26 protein-coding genes are annotated in these 24496 nt (G+C 66.4%); 13 read left to right on the top strand and 13 right to left on the bottom strand.

Annotated elements, in window-relative coordinates:
- Positions 1 to 38 precede the first annotated feature (38 nt).
- The 4 genes from trpB to ACZ5CM_RS03545 all read left to right on the top strand — a co-directional run bounded on the left by trpB (position 39) and on the right by ACZ5CM_RS03545 (position 3611).
- Positions 39 to 1289 carry a tryptophan synthase subunit beta gene (trpB, locus tag ACZ5CM_RS03530; protein ID WP_464641311.1) on the top strand — a complete coding sequence of 417 codons (1251 nt, stop codon included), beginning with the start codon at positions 39 to 41 and terminating at the stop codon, positions 1287 to 1289.
- 303 nt (positions 1290 to 1592) lie between these two features.
- On the top strand, positions 1593 to 2324 hold the full coding sequence (locus ACZ5CM_RS03535) for a hypothetical protein (RefSeq protein WP_464641312.1): 732 nt from the start codon (positions 1593 to 1595) through the stop codon (positions 2322 to 2324).
- A 123-nt stretch (positions 2325 to 2447) separates the two neighbouring features.
- Positions 2448 to 3053, top strand: a complete 606-nt coding sequence (locus ACZ5CM_RS03540) for a hypothetical protein (protein WP_464641314.1) — start codon at positions 2448 to 2450, stop codon at positions 3051 to 3053.
- Between the two features lie 24 nt (positions 3054 to 3077).
- Positions 3078 to 3611, top strand: a complete 534-nt coding sequence (locus ACZ5CM_RS03545; protein WP_464641316.1) for a helix-turn-helix transcriptional regulator — start codon at positions 3078 to 3080, stop codon at positions 3609 to 3611.
- Here the strand turns inward: ACZ5CM_RS03545 and ACZ5CM_RS03550 are convergent.
- From ACZ5CM_RS03550 to ACZ5CM_RS03570, 5 genes are all read right to left on the bottom strand, one after another.
- On the bottom strand, positions 3590 to 3967 hold the full coding sequence (locus ACZ5CM_RS03550) for a DUF2237 family protein (RefSeq protein WP_464641318.1): 378 nt from the start codon (positions 3965 to 3967) through the stop codon (positions 3590 to 3592). The genes ACZ5CM_RS03545 and ACZ5CM_RS03550 overlap by 22 nt on opposite strands.
- A gap of 67 nt (positions 3968 to 4034) precedes the next feature.
- Positions 4035 to 4760, bottom strand: a complete 726-nt coding sequence (gene pth, locus ACZ5CM_RS03555; RefSeq protein WP_464641320.1) for an aminoacyl-tRNA hydrolase — start codon at positions 4758 to 4760, stop codon at positions 4035 to 4037.
- 140 nt (positions 4761 to 4900) lie between these two features.
- A complete protein-coding gene (locus ACZ5CM_RS03560) occupies positions 4901 to 5533 on the bottom strand; it encodes a 50S ribosomal protein L25/general stress protein Ctc (protein WP_464641321.1) in 633 nt (210 codons plus the stop codon).
- A gap of 103 nt (positions 5534 to 5636) precedes the next feature.
- Positions 5637 to 6257 (bottom strand): hypothetical protein, encoded by a 621-nt coding sequence (locus ACZ5CM_RS03565; protein WP_464641323.1) that lies wholly within the window; start codon positions 6255 to 6257, stop codon positions 5637 to 5639.
- 238 nt (positions 6258 to 6495) lie between these two features.
- Positions 6496 to 6891, bottom strand: a complete 396-nt coding sequence (locus ACZ5CM_RS03570; RefSeq protein ID WP_464641324.1) for a RidA family protein — start codon at positions 6889 to 6891, stop codon at positions 6496 to 6498.
- A gap of 168 nt (positions 6892 to 7059) precedes the next feature.
- Between ACZ5CM_RS03570 and ACZ5CM_RS03575 the strand changes: the two genes are divergently transcribed.
- Positions 7060 to 7866, top strand: coding sequence for an alpha/beta hydrolase (locus ACZ5CM_RS03575; RefSeq protein WP_464641325.1), 807 nt, complete (start codon positions 7060 to 7062; stop codon positions 7864 to 7866).
- Positions 7867 to 7875: 9 nt separating this feature from the next.
- The gene (locus ACZ5CM_RS03580; RefSeq protein ID WP_464641327.1) at positions 7876 to 8709 is read left to right on the top strand and encodes a tryptophan 2,3-dioxygenase; all 834 of its coding nucleotides are present in this window, start codon (positions 7876 to 7878) and stop codon (positions 8707 to 8709) included.
- 98 nt (positions 8710 to 8807) lie between these two features.
- Here the strand turns inward: ACZ5CM_RS03580 and ACZ5CM_RS03585 are convergent, their stop codons facing one another.
- Positions 8808 to 9167, bottom strand: a complete 360-nt coding sequence (locus tag ACZ5CM_RS03585) for an SHOCT domain-containing protein (RefSeq protein ID WP_464641328.1) — start codon at positions 9165 to 9167, stop codon at positions 8808 to 8810.
- A gap of 631 nt (positions 9168 to 9798) precedes the next feature.
- On the opposite strand from ACZ5CM_RS03585, the gene ACZ5CM_RS03590 reads away from it, so the two are divergent.
- From ACZ5CM_RS03590 to ACZ5CM_RS03600, 3 genes are all read left to right on the top strand, one after another.
- A complete protein-coding gene (locus tag ACZ5CM_RS03590) occupies positions 9799 to 10761 on the top strand; it encodes a TAXI family TRAP transporter solute-binding subunit (RefSeq protein ID WP_464641330.1) in 963 nt (320 codons plus the stop codon).
- 143 nt (positions 10762 to 10904) lie between these two features.
- Positions 10905 to 13562, top strand: a complete 2658-nt coding sequence (locus tag ACZ5CM_RS03595; RefSeq protein WP_464641332.1) for a TRAP transporter permease — start codon at positions 10905 to 10907, stop codon at positions 13560 to 13562.
- Positions 13563 to 13578: 16 nt separating this feature from the next.
- Complete coding sequence (locus ACZ5CM_RS03600) at positions 13579 to 14004, top strand: universal stress protein (RefSeq protein WP_464641334.1); 426 nt, start codon at positions 13579 to 13581, stop codon at positions 14002 to 14004.
- Positions 14005 to 14038: 34 nt separating this feature from the next.
- Here the strand turns inward: ACZ5CM_RS03600 and ACZ5CM_RS03605 are convergent, their stop codons facing one another.
- From ACZ5CM_RS03605 to ACZ5CM_RS03635, 7 genes are all read right to left on the bottom strand, one after another.
- Positions 14039 to 15028, bottom strand: a complete 990-nt coding sequence (locus ACZ5CM_RS03605) for a GNAT family N-acetyltransferase (RefSeq protein ID WP_464641335.1) — start codon at positions 15026 to 15028, stop codon at positions 14039 to 14041.
- Between the two features lie 44 nt (positions 15029 to 15072).
- Positions 15073 to 15573, bottom strand: a complete 501-nt coding sequence (locus ACZ5CM_RS03610) for a hemerythrin domain-containing protein (protein WP_464641337.1) — start codon at positions 15571 to 15573, stop codon at positions 15073 to 15075.
- A gap of 113 nt (positions 15574 to 15686) precedes the next feature.
- Positions 15687 to 16970 carry a hypothetical protein gene (locus ACZ5CM_RS03615; RefSeq protein ID WP_464641338.1) on the bottom strand — a complete coding sequence of 428 codons (1284 nt, stop codon included), beginning with the start codon at positions 16968 to 16970 and terminating at the stop codon, positions 15687 to 15689.
- The gene (locus ACZ5CM_RS03620; RefSeq protein WP_464641339.1) at positions 16967 to 17224 is read right to left on the bottom strand and encodes a DUF2249 domain-containing protein; all 258 of its coding nucleotides are present in this window, start codon (positions 17222 to 17224) and stop codon (positions 16967 to 16969) included. Before ACZ5CM_RS03620 ends, ACZ5CM_RS03615 begins: the two co-directional genes overlap by 4 nt.
- Positions 17221 to 18210: a 4-hydroxybenzoyl-CoA reductase subunit beta gene (gene hcrB, locus ACZ5CM_RS03625; RefSeq protein WP_464641340.1), complete on the bottom strand. Its 990-nt coding sequence runs from the start codon at positions 18208 to 18210 to the stop codon at positions 17221 to 17223. Before hcrB ends, ACZ5CM_RS03620 begins: the two co-directional genes overlap by 4 nt.
- Positions 18207 to 20537, bottom strand: coding sequence for a 4-hydroxybenzoyl-CoA reductase subunit alpha (hcrA, locus tag ACZ5CM_RS03630; protein ID WP_464641342.1), 2331 nt, complete (start codon positions 20535 to 20537; stop codon positions 18207 to 18209). The genes hcrB and hcrA overlap by 4 nt, the downstream gene beginning before the upstream one ends.
- Positions 20534 to 21007, bottom strand: a complete 474-nt coding sequence (locus ACZ5CM_RS03635; protein WP_464641343.1) for a (2Fe-2S)-binding protein — start codon at positions 21005 to 21007, stop codon at positions 20534 to 20536. Before ACZ5CM_RS03635 ends, hcrA begins: the two co-directional genes overlap by 4 nt.
- Before the next feature lie 225 nt (positions 21008 to 21232).
- Here ACZ5CM_RS03635 and ACZ5CM_RS03640 point away from each other — a divergent pair, with 225 nt between their 5' ends.
- The 4 genes from ACZ5CM_RS03640 to ACZ5CM_RS03655 all read left to right on the top strand — a co-directional run bounded on the left by ACZ5CM_RS03640 (position 21233) and on the right by ACZ5CM_RS03655 (position 24496).
- A complete protein-coding gene (locus ACZ5CM_RS03640; RefSeq protein WP_464641345.1) occupies positions 21233 to 21727 on the top strand; it encodes a GNAT family N-acetyltransferase in 495 nt (164 codons plus the stop codon).
- 56 nt (positions 21728 to 21783) lie between these two features.
- Positions 21784 to 22224, top strand: a complete 441-nt coding sequence (locus ACZ5CM_RS03645) for an Rrf2 family transcriptional regulator (protein ID WP_464641347.1) — start codon at positions 21784 to 21786, stop codon at positions 22222 to 22224.
- 141 nt (positions 22225 to 22365) lie between these two features.
- Complete coding sequence (locus ACZ5CM_RS03650; protein WP_464641349.1) at positions 22366 to 23955, top strand: benzoate-CoA ligase family protein; 1590 nt, start codon at positions 22366 to 22368, stop codon at positions 23953 to 23955.
- Positions 23948 to 24496 carry a 2-oxoacid:acceptor oxidoreductase family protein gene (locus tag ACZ5CM_RS03655; protein WP_464641351.1) on the top strand — a complete coding sequence of 183 codons (549 nt, stop codon included), beginning with the start codon at positions 23948 to 23950 and terminating at the stop codon, positions 24494 to 24496. Before ACZ5CM_RS03650 ends, ACZ5CM_RS03655 begins: the two co-directional genes overlap by 8 nt.

Below are 24496 nucleotides of genomic sequence, written 5' to 3' on the forward strand. Positions count from 1 at the left end.
GGGCGTTCTAGGACAGGGGAAACGGGCGCGAGGGTTCCATGGCCGACGATCTTTTCAACAGTTTCATGAACGGTCCTGACGAGCGGGGGCGTTTCGGCATCTTCGGCGGGCGGTTCGTGTCGGAAACGCTCATGCCGCTGATCCTGGCGCTTGAGGAGGAATATGACCGGGCCAAGGACGACCCGTCCTTCTGGGCCGAGATGGATGATCTGTGGAAGCATTATGTGGGCCGTCCCTCGCCGCTCTATTTCGCCGAACGGCTGACCGAAAGGCTGGGCGGGGCGAAGATCTATTTCAAGCGGGACGAGCTGAACCACACCGGCGCCCACAAGATCAACAACGTGCTGGGGCAGATCCTGCTGGCCCGTCGCATGGGCAAGACCCGCATCATCGCCGAGACCGGCGCCGGCCAGCATGGCGTGGCCACGGCCACGGTCTGTGCCAAGTTCGGGTTGAAATGCGTGGTCTACATGGGCGCCCATGACGTGCGCCGGCAGGCGCCCAACGTGTTCCGCATGCGCCTTCTGGGGGCCGAGGTGATCCCCGTCACCAGCGGCCGGGGCACGCTGAAGGATGCGATGAACGATGCGCTGCGCGACTGGGTGACCAATGTGCGCGACACCTTCTACTGCATTGGCACCGTGGCCGGCCCGCATCCCTATCCGGCAATGGTGCGCGACTTCCAGTCGATCATCGGCAAGGAGGCGAAAGCCCAGATGCTCGAGGCCGAAGGGCGGCTGCCCGACACCATCATCGCGGCGATCGGCGGCGGCTCGAACGCCATGGGGCTGTTCTACCCGTTCCTCGACGACGAATCGGTGCATATCATCGGGGTCGAGGCGGGGGGGCGCGGCGTGAACGAGAAGATGGAGCACTGCGCCTCGCTCACCGGCGGGCGGCCGGGGGTGCTGCATGGCAACCGCACCTACCTGCTGCAGGACGAGGACGGGCAGATCCTTGAAGGCTATTCGATTTCGGCCGGTCTGGACTATCCCGGTATCGGGCCCGAACATGCCTGGTTGCATGAGGTCGGGCGCGCCGAGTATGTCTCGATCACCGACAAGGAGGCATTGGCCGCCTTTCAGCTCAGTTGCGAGACCGAGGGCATCATTCCTGCGCTGGAGCCCTGCCATGCGCTGGGGCATGTGATGAAGATCGCGCCGGAACTGCCAAAGGATCACATCATCTGCATGAACATGTGCGGGCGCGGCGACAAGGACATCTACACGGTGGCGAAATATCTCGGCTTCGACATGTCCGACACCGAAGGTCGCGACGTGGAGGATTGAGTCGGTTTGCCGGCCGATCATGCCCGGCCGGGGCGCTGACTCGTGGTGGCAATGCGAGGCAGGGGAATGTCGGCATTTTCATGTCCGGTCGGCGGCAGGAGTGGGGATTTCCTCCCGTATTGCCGCTCTACCGGCTGAAAGTTGATGAATACCTGCCCATAAACTCAAGTTTATTCCCTTTTCCCAACCGTTTACCCATGGTGATCTAAACCGATCCCCGATTCCCGGGGCAGGGGTTTCGTCGTTTTCTGCACGTGGTCGGCGCAGTGATGCCGTCAGCGAACAGAACATGGAGTAGAAGCGATGAAGAAGGTTTTCACTATTTCCGCGATTGCGATGTTGATGGGCGGAGCGGCCGGTCTGGCGGTTGCCGCAACGCCGAGTTCCGTGGGTCAGCTGGGCTTGGGTCGCGCGCTGGCCGAGCAGGCCATGAATGGTGGTGCACAGGTGACGAATGCAGCGGTGGTGGACTCTGGAAGCCGCGCCGAAGCCGGCATGACCACCAACACCAACAACACCAACACTAACAACGGAACCGGCACTGGCACCGGGACTGACACCGGAACGGGTACCGGGACGGGCACCGGGACCGGGACGGGCACTGGCACCGGGACCGGGACGGGCACTGGCACCGGGACCGGGACTGGTACTGGCACCGGGACCGGGACGGGCACTGGCACGGGCACCGGGACGGGCACTGGAACGGGCACTGGAACGGGCACCGGAACCATGGGCATGGGCGATGATGACGGCCATGACGATGGTCACGACAGCGGTGATGACAGCGGTCACGACGGCGGTCACGACAGTGGCGACGACGATGGCCATGACGGCGGCGATAACGGCGGCGGCAATGGCGGCGGTAACGGTGGCGGCAACGGTGGCGGCAACGGTGGCGGCAATGGCGGCAATGGCGGCGGCAATGGCGGCAACGGCGGCGGCGATTCCGACGGTGGCCACGGTGATGGCGACGGTGAAGGTGACGGCGACGGTGAAGGTGGCGGCGACGGTGACGGCGAAGGCGGGCACGACTGATCCCGGCATTCGCAGCACCACAAACAGGGGCGCCTTCCGGGGCGCCCCGCACTCCGAAGAATGGGCCGGGGGCTTGCCATTGGGCAGGTTGCCGGCATAAGGGTGGCTGAGATGGTCAGAAGATTGATGGCAGCTTTGGCATTGGCGGCGCTGGCGACGCCGGCACTGGCCGACAGGATCGGCGAGAAGATCGCCGCGCAGCTGCGTGCACAGGGCTTCACTCAGATCGAGATCAGCCGCACCCTTCTTGGCCGTGGGCGGATCGTGGCCAAAAGTCCGACGGCCAGCCGCGAAATCGTGTTCAATCCCAGAACCGGCCTGATCATGCGGGACTATTCGTCTCCGGTCTCGGATGATGTCGAGCCCGGCTTTTCGCTGATGGGGCTTTTCGGTCGCGAAAGGGCCTCGGCGGTCGAGGCGGCCAGCATGGGCAGACAGGGCGATGACGATTCCGGCGATGGCGATCCCGGGAAAGGGCATGACGGCGACAGCGACGGTCATGGCGGACATTCAGACGGTGATGACGGCGGCGATACCGGCAGTGGCGATTCTGGTAGCGGGGATTCGGGCAGTGGCGATTCCGGTGGTGACGATGGCGGCGATGACGGCGGGTCCGGCGATGGCCACGGCGGCGGTCCGGGGGATGGACATGGCGGCGATTCGGACGGCGACGGAGATGGCGCCGGCGGCGGTGGCGGAGGAGAAGGCCACGGTGGTGGCGATGACTGATCACCGGCCGGGCGGGCGCGACGCATGACCAATCGGTACCTGTTGTTCGGCCTGCTTGCCCTGCAAGTGTCTGCGGCGGCCTTCTTCATTCAGGATATCGTCGTTTCCGTCCTGCAACTGCCGGTCCCGCCGGTCCGGTGGGAATTCTACGAATTCATGGAGATCGGCGCGGCGGTCGGTCTTGTTCTGGGGGTCGTGTTCGGCGCGCTCGTGGTTCGTCATTCGATCCGCGATGCGGCAAAGGCCAGGGCCCAGCTGCGCGCCGCGTCGGGCGCCTTCATGGAGCTGATGCAGGAGCGCTTCTCCGAGTGGGGCCTGACACCGGCCGAACGCGACGTCGCCTTCTTCGCGCTCAAGGGCATGTCCATCCAGGAAATCGCGTCGCTGCGCGCGACCTCCGAAGGCACGGTGAAGGCGCAGACCAACGCGATCTATCGCAAGGCCGGGGTCAGCAGCCGCCCCCAGCTGCTAAGCCTGTTCATCGAGGACCTGATCCTTGACGAGCTGGGCGACCGTGAAAAGGAAAAGGCGACGGATCAGTCGCGCCGCAGCGCCTGAGCGCGCAGCACGTGCAGCGGCACGATCTCGAGCGCTCGCCTGTGGGTGGCTTCCAGCCTCACTTGCGGCGCGCAGCCCTCGTCGAAGGCTTGCAGGAAACGTGCGGCGCACAGGCACCATTGATCGCCGGGTTCCAGCCCGGCAAAGCCGAATTCCCGCCGCGGCGTGCTGAGGTCGTTTCCCACGTATTTCGAGAAGGCGAGGAATTCGTCGGTCATCACCGCGCAGACCGTGTGACTGCCGGTGTCTGCGGCACAGGTGTTGCAATGGCCGTCGCGGAAGAATCCGGTCAGGGGATCGGTCGAACAGGGGGCCAGCGGGCCACCCAGGACATTGACAGGGGCTTCGGGTTCCATGGCCGCAGCCTACAGGGTCTTGGCGGGTTTGCGAAAGGTTTCGGTGCGCCTCGATCAGGCGGGCGGTTCAGCGGAACCTGTCCATCAGCTTCTGCAGGGGGGTGCGTGTATCCGGTGCCGCTGTTTCCCCGGTCTGCCGCCTTTTGCCTTCGTCGGGCCGAACTCCGCCCGTTTCAGCCCCCTTGCGCGGGGCGGGCCCGCCCTTGTCGCCGCCCGAGGATCTGGGCGGCGACGTTCGCAGCGCCACGGCGTTCATGAACCGCGAAGGGTCGCCCGCTGCCAGGCTGCCCGCACCGTCCGAAACCCCCCGCAGCACGTCTTCCAGCCAGTCCCCGTCGGCCTTGGCAAAATCGCCGAGAACATAGCCGGTGACCATTTCCTTTCGGCCGGGATGCCCGATGCCTAGGCGGACCCGCACGTAGTTGGGGCCGATATGGGCATGGATCGATCGCAACCCGTTATGGCCGGCATGGCCCCCGCCGGTCTTGACCCGAACCTTGCCCGGGGCAAGGTCAAGCTCGTCATGGAAGACGACCACGTCCGCGGGGTCCAGCTTGAAAAAGCGCATCGCCTCGCCCACCGATTCTCCGGAACGGTTCATGAAGGTCTGAGGTTTGAGAAGGATCACCTTATCCCCGTTCAGGCGACCTTCCGAGACAAGGCCGCGGAACTTGGCTTTCCAGGGGCCGAAGCCGTGGTCTTCGGCAATCCGGTCCAGCGCCATGAAGCCGATATTGTGCCGGTTGCGGGCGTATTTCGCCCCGGGATTGCCCAGACCCGCAAAGAGTTTCATGCCTCACCTCGCCACAAGGCCGCGACGCGCCCCTTGATGCCCTGAAACCGCCCCGTGTTCCAGCCCGTTCTCGTCCCGGAACGAAAAGGCGGGGCCGCAAACGGCCCCGCCCGATCCGCGTGAACGCGCGATACGCGGGCTCATTCTTCGGAGGCAGCTTCCTCTTCCACCGTTTCCTCGCCCTCTTCGGTGTCGGCCTGCAGGCCGGACGGGGCCGAGATCGTGGCGATCACGAAATCGCGGTCGATGGTGGGCTTTGCACCCTCGGGCAGGTCCACCATCGAGATGGTCGCCGAGTCACCGATGTCGAGCCGGGAAAGATCGATGGTGATCCGGGACGGGATGTTGCCGGCAGTGACCACCAGTTCCACCTCGGGGCGGACGACGGTCAGAACACCGCCCTTGCGCAGGCCGGGGCAGGAGTCCTCGCCGTCGAACTGGACGGGGATGAACAGGTTGACCTTGGAATTGCGGTGCAGGCGCATCAGGTCGATGTGGATGGGCAGATCCTTGACCACGTCGCGCTGCACGTCGCGGCAGATCACGCGCACATCGTCATGTCCTTCGACCTTGAGGTTGAACAGGGTCGATTTGAACCGCCCGGCGCGCAGGCGCTTGACCAGCGCGTTGAAGGGGATCTGGATCGGCAGCGGATCCTTGCCGCCGCCATATACAACGCCCGGAACCATGCCGTCGCGGCGGGCCTGACGAGCGGCGCCCTTGCCTGTCCCCGTCCGTTCCTGGGCTTCGAGATCTGGAATCTCAGTCGCCATGTCGTTTCTCCATGTCTGGGCGGGGTCCCTCCAAGGCTGTCACCCCGCGTGAAGCTGCGCCTATAGACCAGTCCCGGCGAAATGAAAAGACGGTTCCGCCCCGTCAGGGCAGATCCGTCCGCAGGTATCCGTCCGCTTTCACGAGCCGTTCGTAAAGCGCGAATTCCGCCTCTCTGGCCGCGTGCAGCCTGGCGCGGATCGCCGGGTCGAGCGGCGCCTCGACCGGGGGTGAGACGTTCCTTTCCTTCAGCACGATATCCTCGCCGAAGCGGTCGTTGAGGAAGGCGCGCAGTTTCAGGGGGCGTTCATGGGCAAACAGATGGTGGACCAGAAGGTGGCCCTCGGGCGAAGTCAGCATGCCCAACTGGCTGCCGATGCCGGCGACGGGAGGGGGATCATCCGAGATCACGGCCTCGACGAACTCGTTGAAGCTCATGCCGCCGGTACTCACCTTGCGCCTCTCGATGCCTTCGCGGCGGCGATAGCGGTACCAGCTGCGGATCTGTTCTTCCGGGTGGCGCATCACGGCAAAGCGCTCGGGGTGCAGGTCGAAGGTTTCCGCCAGGAAGGGGGCGATGCGGGCATGAAACCGTTGCGCGGTGATGTGCTTGAGGCGCTTTCCGAAGACGATGTCGGCCTTTGGTCGCAGCGCCATTTCGATGGCAGTGGTGCCCGTCTTGGGCACCGCGATGAAGGCAAGCGACTGTCGGACGAAGATCAGCATGCTGCCGTTCTAAGGCGCCTGATCGGATTTGGAAACATGACATGGTCACGCGGCCGGGGGCGCCCGCGGGGGGCGGGAGGCGGATGGTCAGGTGCCGCGCCCGACCCCGGCGAGCAGGTTCCGGAAGCGGAAGGTGACGTCGGCAAAGGGCGGGAGCCATGCCGGGCCGGGGAGCCACCAGCGCGTCGGCAGCCCGGTGCGCGAGGACGCGGTGTCGTCGTCCGGATCGGGCGCAGGGTCAGGCGATGACGGCGGTCGCCTCGATTTCCAGCAGAGCGCCGTCCTCGACCAGGCCGGCGACGACGACCAGCGACATGGCCGGAAAATTCCGCCCCATGACGCGGCGATAGGCGGCGCCGATCTCGGCTTGGCGCGACAGGTATTCGGTCTTGTCGGTCACGAACCATGTCAGCCGGGTGATGTGCTCGGGGCCGCCGCCGGCCGCCTCGACCACGGCGAGGATGTTGCGCAGGGCCTGCTCCATCTGGCCGATGAAGTCATGGTGCTCGAAGACCTGATCGGCATTCCATCCGACCTGACCGGCAACGAACAGGTGGCCGTCCGGCGACAGGATGCCGTTTGCATAGCCCTTGGGGCTGGCCCAGCCTTCGGGTTGGATGACCTTGTTCGACATGCGAGAGTTCCCCCTGATTGACATGGCACGGCGCGTCGCCTGCGTCAGGTTACTCGGCTCCGGGTGTATTTCAAGCTTGAAATTTCAGGCTTGAAGGAAATTTCGGGCGGCCCTACTGTCCTGCCACGCGGCGGGCGGGCCGTGCCCCGATATCGCAGGGAGGACAGCATGATCGACTGGGACGATGCTTTCGACAATTCCGGCCACGTGCCGGGATCCGCAGACCTGCCGCAGCAATGGGCACGCGAGGCGGAACTCTTCCGCGAAGACATGGCGCGGTCGGGGCGGGTGGATCCGGATCTTGCCTATGGATCGCGCCCGCGCAACCGGATCGACCTGTTCCGGCCGGAAGGCCCGGCCAGGGGGGTGGTGGTGTTCGTGCATGGCGGTTACTGGCACAAGCTCGACAAGTCCTTCTGGTCGCACCTGGCGGCTGGGCCGCTGGCGCATGGCTGGGCGGTTGCGGTGCCCAGCTATACGCTGGCGCCGCAGGTGCGGATTGCCGACATCACCCGCGAGATCGGGCAGGCCGTGACCTTCGCCGCCGAACGGGTGCAGGGGCCTTTGCGCCTGGCCGGGCATTCGGCCGGGGGGCACCTGGTCGCGCGGATGATCTGCGACGACAGCCCGCTTCAGGCGGGCGTTCTGGACCGGGTGGAAAAGGTGGTTCCGATCAGCGGCGTTCACGACCTGCGTCCGCTTATGGAAACACGGATGAACGAGATCCTGCGCCTCACCCCCGAAGAGGCCGCATCCGAAAGCCCCGCCCTGCATCGCCGCCGGGGCGCGGCCGCCGTCACCTTCTGGGTCGGTACGGCCGAGCGGCCCGAATTCCTGCGCCAGAACCGCTTGGTCGCGGAATGCTGGCAGGGACGGGGCGTCAAGGACCTCTATGAACCGGGGCGCAACCATTTCACCGTGGTTGCCGGCCTGGCCCGCACCGACAGCCCGCTTGTCACCGAACTGTTGGACTGAGGAAAGACCATGAGCCAGCCTTTCGATCCATCCGAAGATGGCGCCAGGATGTCCTTTCGCGAGGACATGAGCTATGGCGACTATCTGCATCTTGATGCGGTCCTGACGGCCCAGCACCCCCTGACGGACGCCCACGACGAGATGCTCTTCGTCATCCAGCACCAGACCAGCGAGTTGTGGATGCGGCTGGTGCTGCACGAGATCGCGGCGGCGCGGAAGCTTCTTGGGCAGGACGATTTCCGGCCCGCCTTCAAGATGCTGTCGCGGGTTGCGCGGATTTTCGATCAACTCAACTCGGCCTGGGACGTGCTGCGCACCATGACGCCCAGCGACTACACCACCTTTCGCGAAGCGCTGGGCAACTCATCCGGGTTCCAGTCGTACCAGTACCGGCTGATCGAATATGCGTTGGGCAACCGGAACCTGGCGATGATGAAGGTTCACGAACACCGCCCCGACCTGGTGGCGCGGTTCGAGGAGGAACTTGCGCATCCTTCCCTGTATCACGTCGCGCTGAAGGCGCTGTCGGTCCGGACCGGCGCGGATTTCGCCCCGGAGATATTCAGGACGCGAGAGCCACATCGCCCCGATCCGCAGGTGCAGCGCGCGTGGGAGATGGTGTATCGCGACACCGCCCGGTTCTGGGATCTCTATGAACTGGCTGAAAAGCTCGTGGATCTGGAGGATTACTTCCGCCGCTGGCGCTTCAACCATGTGACCACGGTCGAGCGGGTCATCGGGCTCAAGCGCGGCAGCGGCGGCACCAGCGGCGTGCCCTACCTGCGCAGGATGCTGGAGGTCGAGCTGTTTCCCGAATTGTGGCGCGTACGCGGGGTCTTGTGACCGGGCCGGCCCCGATGCCCGTTGCGGGGGTTGACAGGCCCGCTCGGGGGGCGTCACCCCGGCCGGGGTGACGCGGGGGACGGGACGCATTGCCGGCGTTACTCTTCGAGGACCTTGCGCCGGGCGGCATATTCCTCGGGATCGATTTCGCCACGCGCCAGGCGCTGGCGCAGGATCTCCAGCGCGTCGGAGCTGCCGCTACCGCCGCGCCGCTGGCTGCCGCTGCCGTCGCTCAGCCAGCGCACCGCCAGCACGATGACCGCGATCAGCGCGCCCCAGAACACCAGCATGAAGAGCCCGCCGATCAGGCCACCGCCATAGCCCCACATCATGTGGTCGCCATAGCCGCCATACTTGTTCGGGTCGGCCAGCGCCGGGCTGGCCAGCAGCGCCGCCGGCAGCAGTGCCGCCCGGCGGGCGACGCGTCCGATCCATGCAGTCGGTCTTGTCGGTGTCATCTCCGGTTCTCCTTGAATGGTCGCTGCCGGATCCGGCAGGACGGGGTGTCGGCGGCGTCCGGAGGGACGACCCGGATCAGCCGCCTTTCTGCCTTTCATCTAGTATGGCCGGGCGGTCGTGAAAGAAGGGCCTTGTCGCAGAATGTCGCGAAATGTCGCGACGGGCCGTCTTGCGACAGACCGATACCAAATTCTTCGCGCACCCGCCTTGCGGGCGTGCCGGATCGTTCGACCTGCGGTCCCGTACGGGAGACTCCCGGCCCCGCCGATTCCCGTCCCGGCGGGCTCCGGTCCTGCCCCGATCGGGAAGATGCAGGCGGGAATGCAGCTTCTGAAACATGGTGTTTCAGCCGATTCTTCGGATTGTTTCGCAATCGCAATGGTTTACGGAGGCAACGGCATACTTGCCTGATCCTTCGAGACGTTGCAACATGCACCGGAACAGGTTTGGTGTGACAATTGTTTCACTGCCCAGGCCTGTTCACTCGACAGGGAGGACAACGACCACGCATTCTGACGACCGGCCTTCCGGCCTGCCCGGCTGAAAATGGGAAAGACGAACTGCCACGGCCGGGGCAGGCCATCCAGTGGGAAACGATTTCATTGACCTGAACCAACAAGGGAGAACGACATGAAACTGACCAAGATCTTCGCAGCCGGCGCAATCCTGGCCCTCACCGCAGGGGCCGGGACCGCGCAGGAGCAGCGCTACATCTCGATCGGCACCGGCGGTGTGACCGGCGTCTATTACCCGACCGGCGGGGCCATCTGCCGCCTCGTCAACAAGACCTACAAGGAAACGGGCATCCGCTGCTCGGCCGAATCGACGGGCGGATCGATCTACAACATCAACACCATCCGCTCGGGCGAGCTGGACTTCGGCATCGCCCAGTCGGACTGGCAGTATCACGCCTATAACGGCACCTCGAAATTCGCCGAGAAGGGCCCGTTCAAGGAACTGCGCGCGGTCTTCTCGGTTCACCCCGAGCCGGTGACGATCATCGCGCGTGACGATTCGGGCATCCAGAACATCACCGACCTGAAGGGCAAGCGGGTGAACATCGGCAACCCCGGTTCCGGTACGCTGGGCACCTGGGAGGTGATCGAGAAGACCATGGGCTGGAAGCGTTCGGACCTGGCCCTGGCGGCGCAGATGAAGTCGTCCGAAACCGGGGCGGCGCTGTGCGACAACAAGATCGACGCCTATTTCTGGCTGGTCGGCCACCCCTCGGCGCTGACCCAGGAAACGCTGGCCTCGTGCCCGTCGCACCTGGTCAACGCCTGGTCGCCTGAAATCGAGAAGCTGGTCAATGACACGCCGTACTACCGCAAGGCCGTGATTCCCGCCGGTATGTACAACAACAAGGAAGACATCGTCACCTTCGGCGTCGGCGCCACCTTCGTGACCCGTGCCGACGTACCCGAGGATGTCGTCTACACCGTGGTCAAGGCCGTGTTCGAGAACTTCGACCAGTTCAAGAAGCTGCACCCGGCCTTCGCCAACCTCGATCCGCAGCAGATGATCAAGGACAGCCTGTCGGCGCCGCTGCATCCGGGTGCGATCAAGTACTACAAGGAAAAGGGCTGGATGTAAGCGATCTGTCCGGAACCGGACCGGCGGGTTTCCCGCCGGTCCCTCTCGTGCATGAAAACGATTGCGAAACCGCCTGAAGGCGGCCGGAATGCCCGGAGCCGTGCGTAACGATGCCCCGGACCGGGCATGGAGGGGAGGTGACCATGTCTGATGCCGCGAATGTTTCCAGGGCAGAGGCCCTTGCTGCTGAGGTGGAAACCGGGGCGCGCAATCCCACCGGTTGGCAGCGGCCGCTGATCCCGGCCCTGTGTTTCATCTGGGCGCTTTATCAGCTCTACATCGCCTCGACCCTGCCTTCCGACCTGACCGTGGCGACCGGCATCGAATTCTTTCAGTTCATTGGCAACCTCTCGATTTCCCGCAAGATCCACCTCGTGTTCGCGCTGGTGCTGGCGATCATGTCCTACCCGCTGTGGAAAAGGGCCAGCCGCGAACATATCCCCGCTTATGACTGGGGGCTCATTTTCCTGGGCGCGGGCACCATTCTCTACATGATCCTGATGGATACCAACATCGCCAACCGGGCCGGAGATTTTTCCGATCCGCAGATCCCCGTGGACATGACAATCGCGGTGATCGGCCTGGCGGTTCTGACGATTGCCGTCTACCGGTCGCTGGGTCTGCCACTGGTGGTGGTGGCGGGGATCCTGATGGCCTATGCCTTCATCGGCGGAGGCAACTGGGGCGGGGCATCGTTCACCAAGGGGATGTGGCATTTCTGGATGCAGGAAGAGGGCGTCTTCGGCAAGCCGCTGGCGGTTTCGACGCAGATGATCTTCCTGTTCGTGCTGTTCGGGGCAATCCTGGAGAAGGCCGGCGCGGGGGGCTATTTCATCAAGATCGCCTTTGCCCTGCTGGGGCATCTGCGCGGCGGGCCGGCCAAGGCGGCGGTGATCGCCTCGGGGCTGTCGGGGCTCTATTCGGGCTCGTCCATCGCCAATGTGGTGACCACCGGCACCTTCACCATCCCGCTGATGAAGCGCACCGGTTTCACCCCCGAAAAGGCGGGTGCGGTCGAGGTCGCCGCCTCGACCAACGGCCAGCTGACCCCGCCGGTGATGGGGGCCGCGGCCTTCCTGATCGCGGAATTTACCGGGGTTCCCTACACCACGCTGCTGAAGCACGCGCTGATCCCGGCGCTGGTTTCCTATATCGCGCTGGTCTACATCGTGCATCTCGAGGCCTGCAAGCTGGACCTCAAGGGCCTGCCGAAGCGGCCCTCGTCGCTGGGCTTCCTGCAGAAGCTGGCCAACACCATCGGCGGGTTCATCGGCGTGGCGCTGCTGATCCTGGCGGCCAACTACCTGATGATCTTCATCGGCCCCTTCCTGCCGGGAACCGGTTTTGGTGCCGCCGCGCTGATGGCGCTGATCGCCTATCTGGTGCTGATCTGGATCGCATCGCGTGTGCCCGATCTGGAGGTGGACGATCCCGACGCGCCGATCACCGAACTGCCGCAGGCGGGCAAGACCGCCGTGACCGGCCTCTATTTCCTGCTGCCGATCGTCATCCTGCTGTGGGCGATCCTGCCGACCCCCGACAAGCTGTCGCCGGCGCTGTCGGCATATTACGCCTGCCTGGCGATGATCTTCATCTCGACCACCCAGCACGTGATCAAGGGCCTGTTCCGCGGAGAAGGCAATGTGGGCGCCAATTTCGCCCGCGGTGTGCGGGAGACGGTCGAGGGCATGATCTCGGGCGCGCGCAACATGATTTCCATCGGCATCGCCACAGCGGCCGCGGGGATCATCGTTGGCGCGATTTCCCTGACCGGAGCCCACGCCATGGTGGGGCAGCTGGTCGAGTTCCTCTCGGGTGGCAATCTTCTGATCATGCTGATCCTGGTGGCGATCATGTCGCTGATCCTCGGCATGGGGCTGCCGACCACGGCCAACTACCTGGTGGTGTCGTCGCTGATGGCGCCGGTGATCGTGGCGCTGGGCGCGAAATCCGGGCTGATCGTGCCGCTGGTGGCCGTGCACCTGTTTGTGTTCTATTTCGGCATCCTGGCCGACGACACCCCGCCCGTGGGCCTTGCGGCCTATGCGGCGGCGGCGATTTCGCGCGGCGATCCGATCAGGACCGGGATCCAGGGCTTTGCCTATGACATCCGCACCGCGCTCCTGCCCTTCCTGTTCATCTTCAACACCGATCTGCTGCTGATCGACGTGGGGCCGGTCAAGGCGGTGTTCGTCTTCATCACCGCGGTGGTCGCGATGCTGCTTTTCGCGGCGGCCACGCAGGGCTGGTTCTTGACCCGCAGCCGCATATGGGAATCGGCGGTGCTGCTGCTGGTGGCCTTCACCCTGTTCCGGCCCGGTTTCTGGCTGGACATGGTCGAGCCGCCTTACGAGGCGCGCCCAGGGGCGGAAACGGCCGCCATCCTCGAGGAACTTCCCGAAGGCGAAATCGTCCGGCTCAGGATCGTCGGACCGGATTTCGACAATCCCGACAAGCTGACCCAGACCAACATCCAGATCGTGCTGGGGCCGAAGGAGGGCAGCGGCGAGGACCGGCTGCTGGCGGTCGGCATCAATGCCTACGAGGCCGATGGCAGGATGATCTTCGACGGCTTTGCGTGGAACTTCCCGGACAAGGATCTGAAAGAGCGTTTCGACCGCGAATTCGACACGTTCAATCCCGACAATCCGGTGATCGTCGAACGGATCCTTACCCGGCGCGACAGGATGCCCAAGGAGGTCTTCTACATTCCCGCGCTGCTGCTGCTGGGACTGGTCGTCGCCCTGCAACGGCGCCGGCGGGACAAGGCCGCTGCAGCGTCTGCGGCGCAGGCTGCCTGAACATCGGAGGAAGCACATGTTTAAGTCCATTCTCGTCCCGGTCGATATCGCCCATCGCCCGCCCCGGCGCCGCGCCCTTCCGGTCGCCGTGGATCTGGCCGAAAAATACGGCGGCCGGCTGCACCTGATGACAGTGATCCCCGATTACGGCATGTCCGTGGTGGGCAGTTTCTTCCCGGCCGACCAGGCGGAAAAGGCCATGCAGTCGGCCGCCGAAGAGCTGAAGGCGCTGGCTGCGGAATATGTTCCGGCCGCCATGCTGGCCGGGACGGAGGTGCGCCGCGGCAATGTCTATCGCGAGATCCTCGCCGCGGCCGATGCCAGCGGTTGCGATGCGATCGTGATGACGGCGCACCGGCCCGAGATGAAGGACTACCTCATCGGTCCCAATGCCGCCCGCGTGGTGCGACACGCAACGCAGTTCGTGCTGGTGGTGCGCTGAGGCGTGGGCTCGGGCGGGCGGTTTCGGCCCCCCGTCAGAGCCGCTTCTCAAGCACGATGCGTTGTGCGGGGGCAAAGTCGAGCGCGCCGAGGAAGCTGATGAGCGCGGTATCGTCCCATGCGATTTCGGTGCGGACGGTGTCGATCTCCAGCGCCCCCAGGTTCCCCATCAGCCGGGCCATGAGGGTCGTGCCGATATTGCGGCCGCGATAGCCGGGATCCACGCCGATGGCGTCCATCACCGCCTCGGGCCGGGTCAGGCCGAAAGCGCCGAAATCCACCCGAGCCATGATGAAACCCACCGCGTCGCCGTCGGCTTCGGCAACCAGCGACACCCGGATGCCGCTTTGCTCCAGGGCCTCGCGCATCCTGCGGGCATAGTAGTCGGCCCTGTCCATGCCGGTTGAGGCCCGGTCCATGGCGACGATCCGCCCGAGGTCGCGTTCCTCCATCGAGCGCACCGGCACCGGATCGCGCGAAAGGGCATTGGCGGCATCGCCTTCGGGCGAACTGAAGTCGATTTCCTTCGCGTCGTCGTCTTCCCCCGGTTCGTCGAGGGCAATGGCGATGTCACTGACCGGGCGGGTCAGGACGATGCGCGGCGCCATGGCAAAGCCGTGATGAGCCATGAACCCCAGAAGCCCTGTACTCGACCATTCCACTTCGCTGGTCAGCAGCCCGACGCCCTTGCGGTGCAGGACCGCTTCGACCTCGGTCAGAAGGGCCCGGCCGACGCCGCGCAGTTCCAGTTCGGGATCGACCGCGATCGTATCCAGCGCGGCGGTGGCGTCGTGTTGGCCAAAGGCGCCGGTTTCCAGTTTGGCAAAGACGAAACCCGCCAGCCGGCCGCCGAGATGGGTGCCGACGAAAACATAGTCGCGGGGGTGTGCGACCGCCGCCGCCAGTCGCTTTTCGAAGTAGCCGCGCCGGAGCGTGCCCGAGGTCTTCGCGTCGATGGCGATGACCGCCTCCAGGTCGTCCGGAGAAAGCGGGCGGGTGTCAATCTGGCCTGTGGTGCCGTTCATGGTCTCAAAACTCCTGCGGCCACGGCCCCCCGCGTCGGGGCGGGTCAGTGGATTTCGGAATAGGATGTGGCCAGTTCCATGTCCGTTTCGTCGTCCAGGATTTCCTCGAGCATCGGCAGCAGGGCCATTTCCTCTTTCTGGATATGGGCGAACATGCGCTCGATCAGCTCTCCGGCCGATTGCCGGAAGGCGCTCCAGCCGTCATCCGAAAACCCTTCGGTCAGTGCCGAGCGGGCCATGTCGGCGACCTGGCGCCCCAGCGGCAGCAGAACCTCGTGTTCGCTGCGCAGGTGCTCTCCGATACCGATGTCCCCCATTTCCTCCAGGCGGGTGAAAAGTTCCTGTTCCTCGAAGGAGAAATGGTTGCCGATTTCCTCTTCGATCGTGCCCGAGGCGTTCTCCAGCGCCTTGCGCACCTTCGGGTCCGAGGTATCCGGTGTCTTGCTGCGGGCGCGGGCGATCAGGTCTTCCAGCCCCTCGACCACGGCAATCGTGGCCTGGTGATCCTCGTGCAGCATCTGCGCGGTCCTGCGGGCAAAGCTCATGGCTGCGGCCTTCGTGTAGTGTGGTGGATTCGGTATTTCCTTAATTCAGTACTTTAATACCTGAATTGGAAAAGGCAAGTCCCTTTCGGGTGCGGTACTCGGCCGTGGAAGGGTCAGGGCCGGCCGATCCGGGCGAAGAGGTGCCACGCGATCCTGCCGGCAAAGACGGCGAAGGCGGTGGCGCCGATCATGCCGGCCACGGCGCCCAGGCGGATCAGGCCCGGGGAGTCCAGGAGGATGCCGGCGGTGGTCAGGGCAAGTGCCGCGAAATGGCCGGGCATGTAGAGTTTCAGCGCCCATTCGGCGGTGAGCTCCGAAAGCAGCGGCGGCAGTCCCGACTTTCCCGCCGCGTGCATCGAGGCGAGGAACGGCATGATCCGTTGCAGCACGCCCCCGAGGAAGGTCAGCAGCCAGCCCGCCACCAGCGTGAAACCGAAAAGCGCGGGCAGGTTCGGCACCGGCGCGCCCGCCATCAGCAGCGCCCCTAGGGCAAGGCTGAGGGCCAGCAGGACCCAGCCTGCGCGGATCTGCACGAAGGGCAGCCCCAGCCGCCGCCGCATCGACATGGACAGCGCCCTTTGCATCAGCCACAGATGCGTCCCTGCCGCCGCCGCCGCCAGGGCCAGCCCCCCCCAGGCCAGCAGCGGAAGGTCCGCCCCGAACCCCGCCGCGAACGCCGCCAGCGCGGCCAGCGCAATGCCCAGCTGCGCCCAGCCCGGGCCCGGCGGCAGGCTGCGCGAGAGAACGAACATCGGCACCAGGATCAGGCTCAGCCCCAGTACCAGCAGCCCCATGAATCCATAGGCCGCCACGACCATGTGCAGCGTGGCAAGGGTACGCTGGTCCGCCCCCGCGTCATAGCCGGACGCCAGGGAAAGCAGAAGGATCCCCCCCAGCGTGGCCGCGGCAACCAGCATGGCCAGCGCGCCCCAGCCATGCCCGGCCACCACCGCCACCGATCCGGCGCGGCGCAGGTTGTCGGCCATCAGCAGCGCAAAAAGCGCAAGCCCCGCCAGCACCGGGCCCAGCCCTGCCAGCATGGCGCGGGGGTCGTTGTCCGCCATGCCCCAGCTCAGCAGGATCACCCCCGGCAGATACAGCCAGAAGCTCAGCGCCGCGGGCCATGTCCGGGCCAGCGGCCGGCGGGTGGCCACGGGCAGCAGCTGATAGCTGGCCCCCATCGCCGTCATCGCCAGCACGCCCAGGGTGATCAGGTGGATCGCCGCCAGCACCGGTCCGGCGCCGCCGGCAAAACCGGGGACTTCCTCGGCCCCGGCCAGCAGCGCCACCCAGGCGAGGACCTGAAACAGCGCCGCCGACAGGAAGAACCGGAACGGGATCGAAGCCGGCAGGAGCCGATCCCTTGCGCCGCTCAGAAAGCCGGTGGACATGCTCATGGCGCGGGCCTCAGAAGGATGCGCACGTCGCCGGGGCGGGTCTCCAGCACTTCGTAGTGGCAGCCGCGCGCGGCGAGTTCGGGGAAAAGATGGACGGGATAGCGGTCGAGATGGGCAATGATGGGGCTGCCCGGGGGCAGGTTTTCCACATGCCACAGGATCGCCACCATCGGATCCGGCGGCCCCAGCCCGCGGGTGTCCACATGCAGCCCGTCATCTGCCTTCCACGTGGTGCCGGGGACCGATCCGATCACGCCTCGTCCTGCCCCTGTTGCGAAAGCAGCCGCCGGGCCAGCCGCGTGGCCACCGCCGCCGCCGCCAGCCGCCGGTAATGCGGCGCAATGGTGGTGCTGCGCTGGGGCGAGACCGCCTTTTGCACCCGCTTGCCCAGATCCTTCAGGAACGGCCCGACCTCGGCGTCGGGAAGCAGGGCGGGCAGTTCGACCGCGACCGGGCATGAGTTGGTGCCCGTGACCGCCACCTGCAGCCGCGTAGCCCCGCCTTCGCGCGCCGATGCCACCGCGACCCCGGCCAGCGGGAAATCGATGGCGCCGCGAACGCGGATCTTTTCGTAGTCCGACGCGCCGGCGGGCGGCGGCAGATGAACGGCGACGACGAGCTCGCCTTCCTGCAGCCGCAGATGTGCCGCCCCGTCCTCGCGGTAGAAATCGGCCAGCGGCAGCCGGCGGGCGCCCTCCGGGCCGGCCAGTTCGATCCGGGCCCCGTGCACCATCAGCGCCGGGGCCAGGTCGCCGCTGAAGGCCGCACGGCAGCGGTTGCCCTGCGGGGCGACGTGGCAGATGTCTCCGCGATGCTTCAGGCACCAGCCATTGGAACGGCGCCACCATTCGCTTTGGTTGTAATACAGGCACCGCGTGTCGAGGCACAGGTTGCCCCCCAGCGTGGCCACCTCGCGGTGGGTGGGGGCGGCGACGGAACCGGCGGCGCGGGCCACGGAAAGATAGCTTTCCCGGAGGCGCGCGTCGCGTTCGAGCCGGGCCAGCCGCACGCCCGCGCCGATGCGCAGCCCGCCATCCCCGGTGGCCGAGATGTCGTCGAATCCCTCGATATTGCCCAGATCGATCAGCATGACGGGGCTGCCGATGCCCCGGCGCAGATTGACCAGCAGATCGGTGCCCCCCGCCAGCGGCCGCGCGTCGGGATGGGCGGCAAGGGCGCGCAGGGCTTCGTCCAGGCTTGCCGGTCGGAGGATTTCGAAGGGGGGCAGGGGGGCAGTCATGACGCGGCCTCCGCCCTGTCCCGGCTGCGGCTGGCGCGACGAAAGCGCACCAGCGCATCCAGCAGCCTGTCCGGAGTCACCGGCAGGAAATTCACGTCCAGCCCCACGGCATCGGCCACGGCGTTGACCAGCGCCGGCGGAAAGCCCGCCAGCGCCCCTTCGCCGGCCTCCTTGGCGCCGAAGGGGCCATTGGGGTCAATGCTTTCGACGATCTGGACCTCGATGGGGGGTGATTCGGCGATGGTGGGGAACCGGTAGTCCATCAGCCCGGCATGGGCGGGCAGGCCTCCCACATAGCGGGTTTCCTCGGCCATCGCCTGCCCCATGCCCATCCAGACCGAGCCCTCGATCTGGCCCTCGACCGCCAGAGGATTGATGGCATATCCGCAATCAAGTGCCGCCCAGACCTTTTCGATGGTGATCTGCCCGGTCTCCTCGTCCACCACCACCTCGACCACCTGCGCGGCATAGGAAAAGCCCATGGTGGAGCCCACCGCACCGCCGCGATGGCGCCCGCCCTGGGCCTCGACCGGGGTGGAGAAGCTGCCCTTGACGGTGATCGTGCCTTCCTTGGCCAGTGCGGCCAGGGCCACCTCGCGGAAGGACAGTTCCGATTGCGAGGAGCCGGGCACGAAGAACGTCTCGCCGGCGCAGTCCACCTCGTCGGGGGCGACCTCCAGCTTTTCGGCCGCCGCCGCCACCAGCTTTTCGCGCAGGGCCTTTGCCGCCTCGATGGCGGCATTGCCGACCATGAAGGTCACCCGCGAAGAGTAGGAGCCGTTGTCCTTGGGGGTGATGGCGCTGTCATTGGCGACGACGCGGATGCGGGACATGTCGATGCTCAGCACCTCGGCCGCGGCCTGGGCGACGATGGTGGACGAGCCCTGCCCGATATCCGAGGCCCCGGTCAGCACGGTCACCCCGGCATCGAAGTCGAGCTTGATCGACACCACGGCGTGGGGCTCTCCGGTCCAGTGGACCGGCTTGGCCGCGCCGCTGACATAATGCGAACAGGCCATGCCCAGCCCCCGCCCGCGGGGCAGGCGGCCGCGGCGTTCGGCCCAGCCGCTGGCCGCCTCGACCCGGTCGAGGCATTCGCCCAGCCCGCAGGAATTGACCATCAGCCCGTTGGCGGTGAACAGCGGCGGCTGCAGCAGATTGGCGCGGCGCACGGCAAAGGGGTCGAGGTCCAACTCGCGCGCCATGCGGTCCAGAAGGCACTCGAAGGCGTGGCGCACATCCACCGTGCCATGCCCGCGCATGGCCCCGCAGGGGGGCGTGTTGGTATAGACGCGCCAGCCGTCATATTTGACGTTTTCCACCGCATAGAGCCCCTGCAGCAGCGCCCCGGCATAGAGGATGGTGACGATGCCGTAGCCGGCATAGGCCCCGCCGGCCTGGATCACCTCGGCCTCGATGGCGGTCAGGCGGCCCTGTTTCGTCAGGCCCAGCTTCAGCTTCACCTGCGTCGCCGGGCGCCCGCGATGGGTGAGGAAGGTTTCCTCGCGCGTCAGCTGCATCAGCACCCGCCCCCCCGCCTTGCGGGCCAGCAGAGCGGTGATGATCTCGAAGTTCAGCGTTTCGGTGCGCGCCCCGAAACCGCCGCCGACGAAGGGCTTGATGACGCGGATCTGGGCGGGGTCCATGTCGAGGCAGCGCGCCAGTGCGAGGTGCACGTAATAGGGCACCTGGGTGACCGAATGCAGCGTCAGCCGGCCGCGCTCGGGGTCGAACTCGGCCAGGGCGGCGTGGGGCTCCATCATCGCATGGGTGACCTCGGCGCAGTTGAAGACCTCTTCGCGTACCAGATCGGCAGCCGCGAAGCCGGCCCCGACATCGCCGAAGGTGTGATGCACCTCGCGCTCGACATTGCCGGGCCTGTCCTCGTGCAGAAGCGCGGCGCCGGGGGCGCGGGCCTCCCGCGGGGTGAGGCAGGCGGGCAGCTCCTCGATCTCCAGCTCGATCAGCTCCAGCGCCCGCTCGGCGGTTTCGGCATCTACCGCCGCCACCGCCGCCACCGGTTCGCCCCGGTAGCGGACCTTGTCGCGGGCCAGCGGATATTCGTTCATGGCGATGGGCAGCACGCCATAGGTCCTGTCGCAGTCGGCGCCGGTGAGCACGGCCACGACGCCATCGAGCGCTGCGGCCCGGTCGGTGTTCACCGACAGGATGCGGCCGTGGCTGACGGGGGCGCGCAGGATGCGCCCGACCAGCGTGCCCGGACCGGCCAGGTCGGCGGTGTAGAGTGCGCGCCCGGTGACCTTCTCGATCCCGTCCACCAGCGGCATCGGCGTGCCGACAGGCCCCTTTCCCCCGTGATCCTTCATGGCTGCATCTCCCGCGCTGCGGCCCGCACCGAGCGGATGATCTTCACATAGCCCGTGCAGCGGCAGAGATTGCCGCCAAGGGCGGTGCGGATCGCGTCCTCGTCCGGGTCGGGGTCGTCGCGCAGGAGCGCCTCGGCCGCCATGATCATGCCGGGGGTGCAGAACCCGCACTGGGTGCCCAGATTCTCGTGAAAGGCCCGCTGCAGCGCGCTCAGACGCCCGCCCTTTGCCTGCCCCTCGATGGTCTCCACCTCGGTGCCGTCGCAGGCGGCGGTCAGGGTCAGGCAGGCCAGTCGCGGCCGCCCGTCCACCAGCACCGTGCAGGCCCCGCATTCGCCGCCGTCGCAGCCCTGCTTGGTGCCGGTGAGGCCGCGCCGCTCGCGCAGCCAGTCGATCAGCAGCATGTTGTCGGGAACCACGTCATCCACGTTTCGACCGTTGAGCGAGAGACTGACGATGCGTTTCATCATCCGACCTTTCGGGTGATTCCGATCTAAAGCAATAAATCGGTACCATTATACTTAAAAATGTTGCAAGGTATAGAAGAATTCTCTGCTGGCGAAAAACCGCGGCAGCGGCTAAGCCACGGCCGGCGCAGGGTAGAGAGCGCGGCAGTTGCCTGCGCTTTGCGCAATCGTCTATGGTTGCGGCTCGGACGGCCGTGCCGGGACGCGGCCGGGGCAACGGAGGACGCGATGGCGAACGACCTGTCAGAGACGGCGGATGCGGGGGCGGATTCGGATGTGATCATCCGCCGGGCGGCCTCGGGCCACCTCGACCAGATCGTGGATCTCGATGCCCGCATCACCGGGCTGGCGAAACCGGACTACTGGGCCGACATCTTCGAACGCTACGGCACCCGTCGCACCCATGAGAGGTTCTTTCTCGTGGCCGAGTCCCCTGACGAGGCGCTCGTGGGCATGATCGCGGGCGAAGTGCGCGGCTGGGAGTTCGGCTCGCAGCCCTGCGGCTGGGTGTTCATGGTGTCGGTCGATCCCGAGATGCGCGGCCGCCACGTGGGCGAACGCCTCTTCCGTGCCATCTGCGACGAATTCCGCAGGATCGGCATTGACAAGGTGCGCACCATGGTGCGCCGGCAGGACCGGCTGAACATGGCCTTCTTCCGTGCCGAGGGCATGGTCGCCGGGCCCTATATCCAGCTGGAACTGGATCTCGACGAAGACGAATAGGAAGATGAACAGGGCGGGGCCGGCCCCGCCGGACCGCCGCGAACGAGGGGACGCCCGTGCAGACATCGAGCCGCCTTGCCATCTACGCCCTGATCGAGCTGGCATCGAATCCCGACAAGCCGATCTCGGCGGCCGAGATCGGCGCCAAGTACCGGGTATCGGCCCATCACCTGGCCAAGGTGCTGCTGACGCTGGGGCGGGCGGGGCTGGTGCAATCCGTGCGCGGGGTGGGGGGCGGCTATACCTTCACCGGCAATGCAAGGCGGGTGACGCTTCTGGACATCATCGCCCTGTTCGAGGACACCTCGACCGAGTGCAAGCTTTCCGACCCGACGACGGCTACGCCCGAGGAATGGGCCCTGTTCGACGTCAACAAGGAAATCGACGACATTGCGCTGGCGACCTACGGTTCGATCACGCTGGCGACGATGCTCAAGCACGTGGAGCGACGGCGCAAGTCGGCACCGGCACGAACCGAGGGCGCCTCGGAATCCTGATCCGCCCGGCCCCGAAAAGCGCCTGACCGCCCCGGCCGCGGCGCGACGGCATTGCCTGCACGCCAAAACAGGTATATAGGTACTGTTATACCTAATAAGGTATGCCTGATGAGGCGGGCGCCTGCTCGAGGGAATTGCCGGATGTCCAGTGCCGACAGCTACAACGCGGCCGAAAGGATGATCGACGCCAATCTGGCGCGCGGTCTGGGGGACAAGCCGGCCTTTGTCGACCCGGAGCGGGTTCTGAGCTGGGGCGAACTGGCGACCGACAGCCGGCGGGTGGCAAGCCTTCTTTCCCGGCTGGGGCTGGAACAGGAGCAGCGGGTGGCGCTGCTGCTGCTCGATACGGTGGATTTTCCCTGCGTCTTCTGGGGGGCGATCAGGGCCGGGATCGTTCCCGTCTGCCTGAACACGCTGCTGCCAGTGGATCAGATTCGCTGGCTGCTGGAGGATTGCCGGGCAAGGGCGCTGGTGGTCTCGTCCGAACTTCTTGGGACGCTGCGCCCGGTGCTGGAGGGGTTGCGCTTCCTGCGCCATGTGATCGTCGCCGGCGGGCCGGGCGGGGGGCTGCCGGAACTTGCGGCGCTGATGGCCGAGGCCGATCCCGATTTCCCGACCGCGCCGACTCATCCTGACGAGGTCGCCTTCTGGCTCTACTCCTCGGGCTCGACGGGCGCGCCCAAGGGGGTCCGGCATGTCCATGCCAGCCCCGGCTGGGTGGCCGACCACTACGGTCGCCACATTCTGGGCATCCGCGAGGACGACCTGTGCTTTTCCGCGGCCAAGCTGTTTTTCGCCTACGGGCACGGGGCGGGCATGGCCGTGCCGATGTCGGCGGGCGCGACGACGGTGCTTCTGCCCGGCCGGCCCACTGCGCAAAGCGTGCGGGAGGTCCTGCGGACATACCGTCCGACCCTGTTCTTCGGGGTGCCCACGCTTTATGCCGCGATGCTGGCCGATCCCGATCTCGGGCCGGAAGACACCGGCGGCCGGCTGCGCCTGTGCATCTCTGCGGGCGAGGCCCTGCCCACGCCGGTGGCGCGCGCGTGGGAAACGCGCATGGGGGTGGCGCTGATCGACGGGGTCGGATCGACCGAGATGCTGCACCCCTATGTCTCCAACCGGCCCGGAGACATTCGCCACGGCACCGCGGGGCGGGCCGTTCCGGGCTATGAATTGCGGCTGGTGGACGAGAACGGCCGCGACGTGGACGAGGGCGAGATCGGAGAGATGCTGGTGGCGGGCGGGTCGATGGCCGATGGCTACTGGCTGCGACGCGACCGCGCCCAGGCGGCGTTCGCGGGCAGGTGGTTCCATACCGGCGATCGCTATTTTCGCGACGGGCATGGCTATTACCACTACTGCGGGCGCAGCGACGACATGTTCAAGGTCGGCGGACGCTGGGTTTCGCCCTGCGAGGTCGAGGAGGCGCTGGTTTCCCACCCGGACGTGTTCGAGGCGGCGGTGGTAGCGCATGAGGACGCGGCCGGGCTGGTCAAGCCGCGGGCCTTCGTCGTGCTGGCACGGCCGCGCGACCCCGCGCGCCTGTTCGCCGAGCTGAAGGCGCAGGTCAAGCGCATGGCCGGCGTCTGGAAATATCCCCGCTGGATCGAGATCGTGGACGAGCTGCCCAAGACGCCCACGGGCAAGATCCAGCGCTACAAGTTGCGCGCGCGGCCCTTGCCCGAAGGGGATGGCCACAGCCTGAAGGAGGGGGCGGAACATGCTTGAAATCCTCATTCTCGGTCGCGGCGGGCAGGGGGCGCAGACCGCGGGAAACCTGCTGGCACGCGCCTTCTTCGAGGGCGGTCACTGGGTGCAGAGCTTTTCCACCTACGGGGGCGCGCGCCGGGGCACGCCGGTGATGTCGTCGCTGCGGGTCGATGACCGGCCGGTGCGACTGCGCTGCAACATCACCGCCGCCGATGCCATGCTGTGTTTCGACGACAGCCTTCTGGACGAGGGCTTCCTGGCCCAGGGCGGCGACGAGGCGCTGATCGTGGTGAACTCGCCCCGGCCAGCCGGCGATTTCCGGCCCCGGGCGGCGCAGCGCATCATCCCCGTGGACGGCCGCGCGATTGCCCGGCGCAACGGCATGGGCAAGGTGGTGAACGCGGCGCTTCTGGGGGCCTTTGCCGCCGCGCTGGGTGCGCCGGATATGGACCGGCTGACCGGGGTGATCCGCGCCTTCGCCCCCGCCCGCAAGGATGAGAACGTCGCGGCCGCGCGCGAGGCGTATCGGCTGCTTTTGCCCGCGACCGAGGAGGCCTGA

It is taken from the genome of Piezobacter thermophilus, assembly GCF_055386745.1.

What these genes read in the sequence shown, in the direction of transcription:
- ACZ5CM_RS03575 (WP_464641325.1), top strand. Translation starts at nt 7,060, where the DNA reads ATGATCGACTGGGACGATGCTTTCGACAATTCCGGCCACGTGCCGGGA.
- ACZ5CM_RS03605 (WP_464641335.1), bottom strand. Translation starts at nt 15,028, where the DNA reads ATGAACGGCACCACAGGCCAGATTGACACCCGCCCGCTTTCTCCGGAC.
- ACZ5CM_RS03655 (WP_464641351.1), top strand. Translation starts at nt 23,948, where the DNA reads ATGCTTGAAATCCTCATTCTCGGTCGCGGCGGGCAGGGGGCGCAGACC.
- hcrA (WP_464641342.1), bottom strand. Translation starts at nt 20,537, where the DNA reads ATGAAGGATCACGGGGGAAAGGGGCCTGTCGGCACGCCGATGCCGCTG.
- ACZ5CM_RS03580 (WP_464641327.1), top strand. Translation starts at nt 7,876, where the DNA reads ATGAGCCAGCCTTTCGATCCATCCGAAGATGGCGCCAGGATGTCCTTT.
- ACZ5CM_RS03565 (WP_464641323.1), bottom strand. Translation starts at nt 6,257, where the DNA reads ATGCTGATCTTCGTCCGACAGTCGCTTGCCTTCATCGCGGTGCCCAAG.
- ACZ5CM_RS03545 (WP_464641316.1), top strand. Translation starts at nt 3,078, where the DNA reads ATGACCAATCGGTACCTGTTGTTCGGCCTGCTTGCCCTGCAAGTGTCT.
- ACZ5CM_RS03550 (WP_464641318.1), bottom strand. Translation starts at nt 3,967, where the DNA reads ATGGAACCCGAAGCCCCTGTCAATGTCCTGGGTGGCCCGCTGGCCCCC.
- ACZ5CM_RS03570 (WP_464641324.1), bottom strand. Translation starts at nt 6,891, where the DNA reads ATGTCGAACAAGGTCATCCAACCCGAAGGCTGGGCCAGCCCCAAGGGC.
- ACZ5CM_RS03590 (WP_464641330.1), top strand. Translation starts at nt 9,799, where the DNA reads ATGAAACTGACCAAGATCTTCGCAGCCGGCGCAATCCTGGCCCTCACC.
- ACZ5CM_RS03585 (WP_464641328.1), bottom strand. Translation starts at nt 9,167, where the DNA reads ATGACACCGACAAGACCGACTGCATGGATCGGACGCGTCGCCCGCCGG.
- trpB (WP_464641311.1), top strand. Translation starts at nt 39, where the DNA reads ATGGCCGACGATCTTTTCAACAGTTTCATGAACGGTCCTGACGAGCGG.
- ACZ5CM_RS03600 (WP_464641334.1), top strand. Translation starts at nt 13,579, where the DNA reads ATGTTTAAGTCCATTCTCGTCCCGGTCGATATCGCCCATCGCCCGCCC.
- ACZ5CM_RS03560 (WP_464641321.1), bottom strand. Translation starts at nt 5,533, where the DNA reads ATGGCGACTGAGATTCCAGATCTCGAAGCCCAGGAACGGACGGGGACA.
- ACZ5CM_RS03650 (WP_464641349.1), top strand. Translation starts at nt 22,366, where the DNA reads ATGTCCAGTGCCGACAGCTACAACGCGGCCGAAAGGATGATCGACGCC.
- pth (WP_464641320.1), bottom strand. Translation starts at nt 4,760, where the DNA reads ATGAAACTCTTTGCGGGTCTGGGCAATCCCGGGGCGAAATACGCCCGC.
- ACZ5CM_RS03595 (WP_464641332.1), top strand. Translation starts at nt 10,905, where the DNA reads ATGTCTGATGCCGCGAATGTTTCCAGGGCAGAGGCCCTTGCTGCTGAG.
- ACZ5CM_RS03635 (WP_464641343.1), bottom strand. Translation starts at nt 21,007, where the DNA reads ATGATGAAACGCATCGTCAGTCTCTCGCTCAACGGTCGAAACGTGGAT.
- hcrB (WP_464641340.1), bottom strand. Translation starts at nt 18,210, where the DNA reads ATGACTGCCCCCCTGCCCCCCTTCGAAATCCTCCGACCGGCAAGCCTG.
- ACZ5CM_RS03610 (WP_464641337.1), bottom strand. Translation starts at nt 15,573, where the DNA reads ATGAGCTTTGCCCGCAGGACCGCGCAGATGCTGCACGAGGATCACCAG.
- ACZ5CM_RS03615 (WP_464641338.1), bottom strand. Translation starts at nt 16,970, where the DNA reads ATGAGCATGTCCACCGGCTTTCTGAGCGGCGCAAGGGATCGGCTCCTG.
- ACZ5CM_RS03535 (WP_464641312.1), top strand. Translation starts at nt 1,593, where the DNA reads ATGAAGAAGGTTTTCACTATTTCCGCGATTGCGATGTTGATGGGCGGA.
- ACZ5CM_RS03640 (WP_464641345.1), top strand. Translation starts at nt 21,233, where the DNA reads ATGGCGAACGACCTGTCAGAGACGGCGGATGCGGGGGCGGATTCGGAT.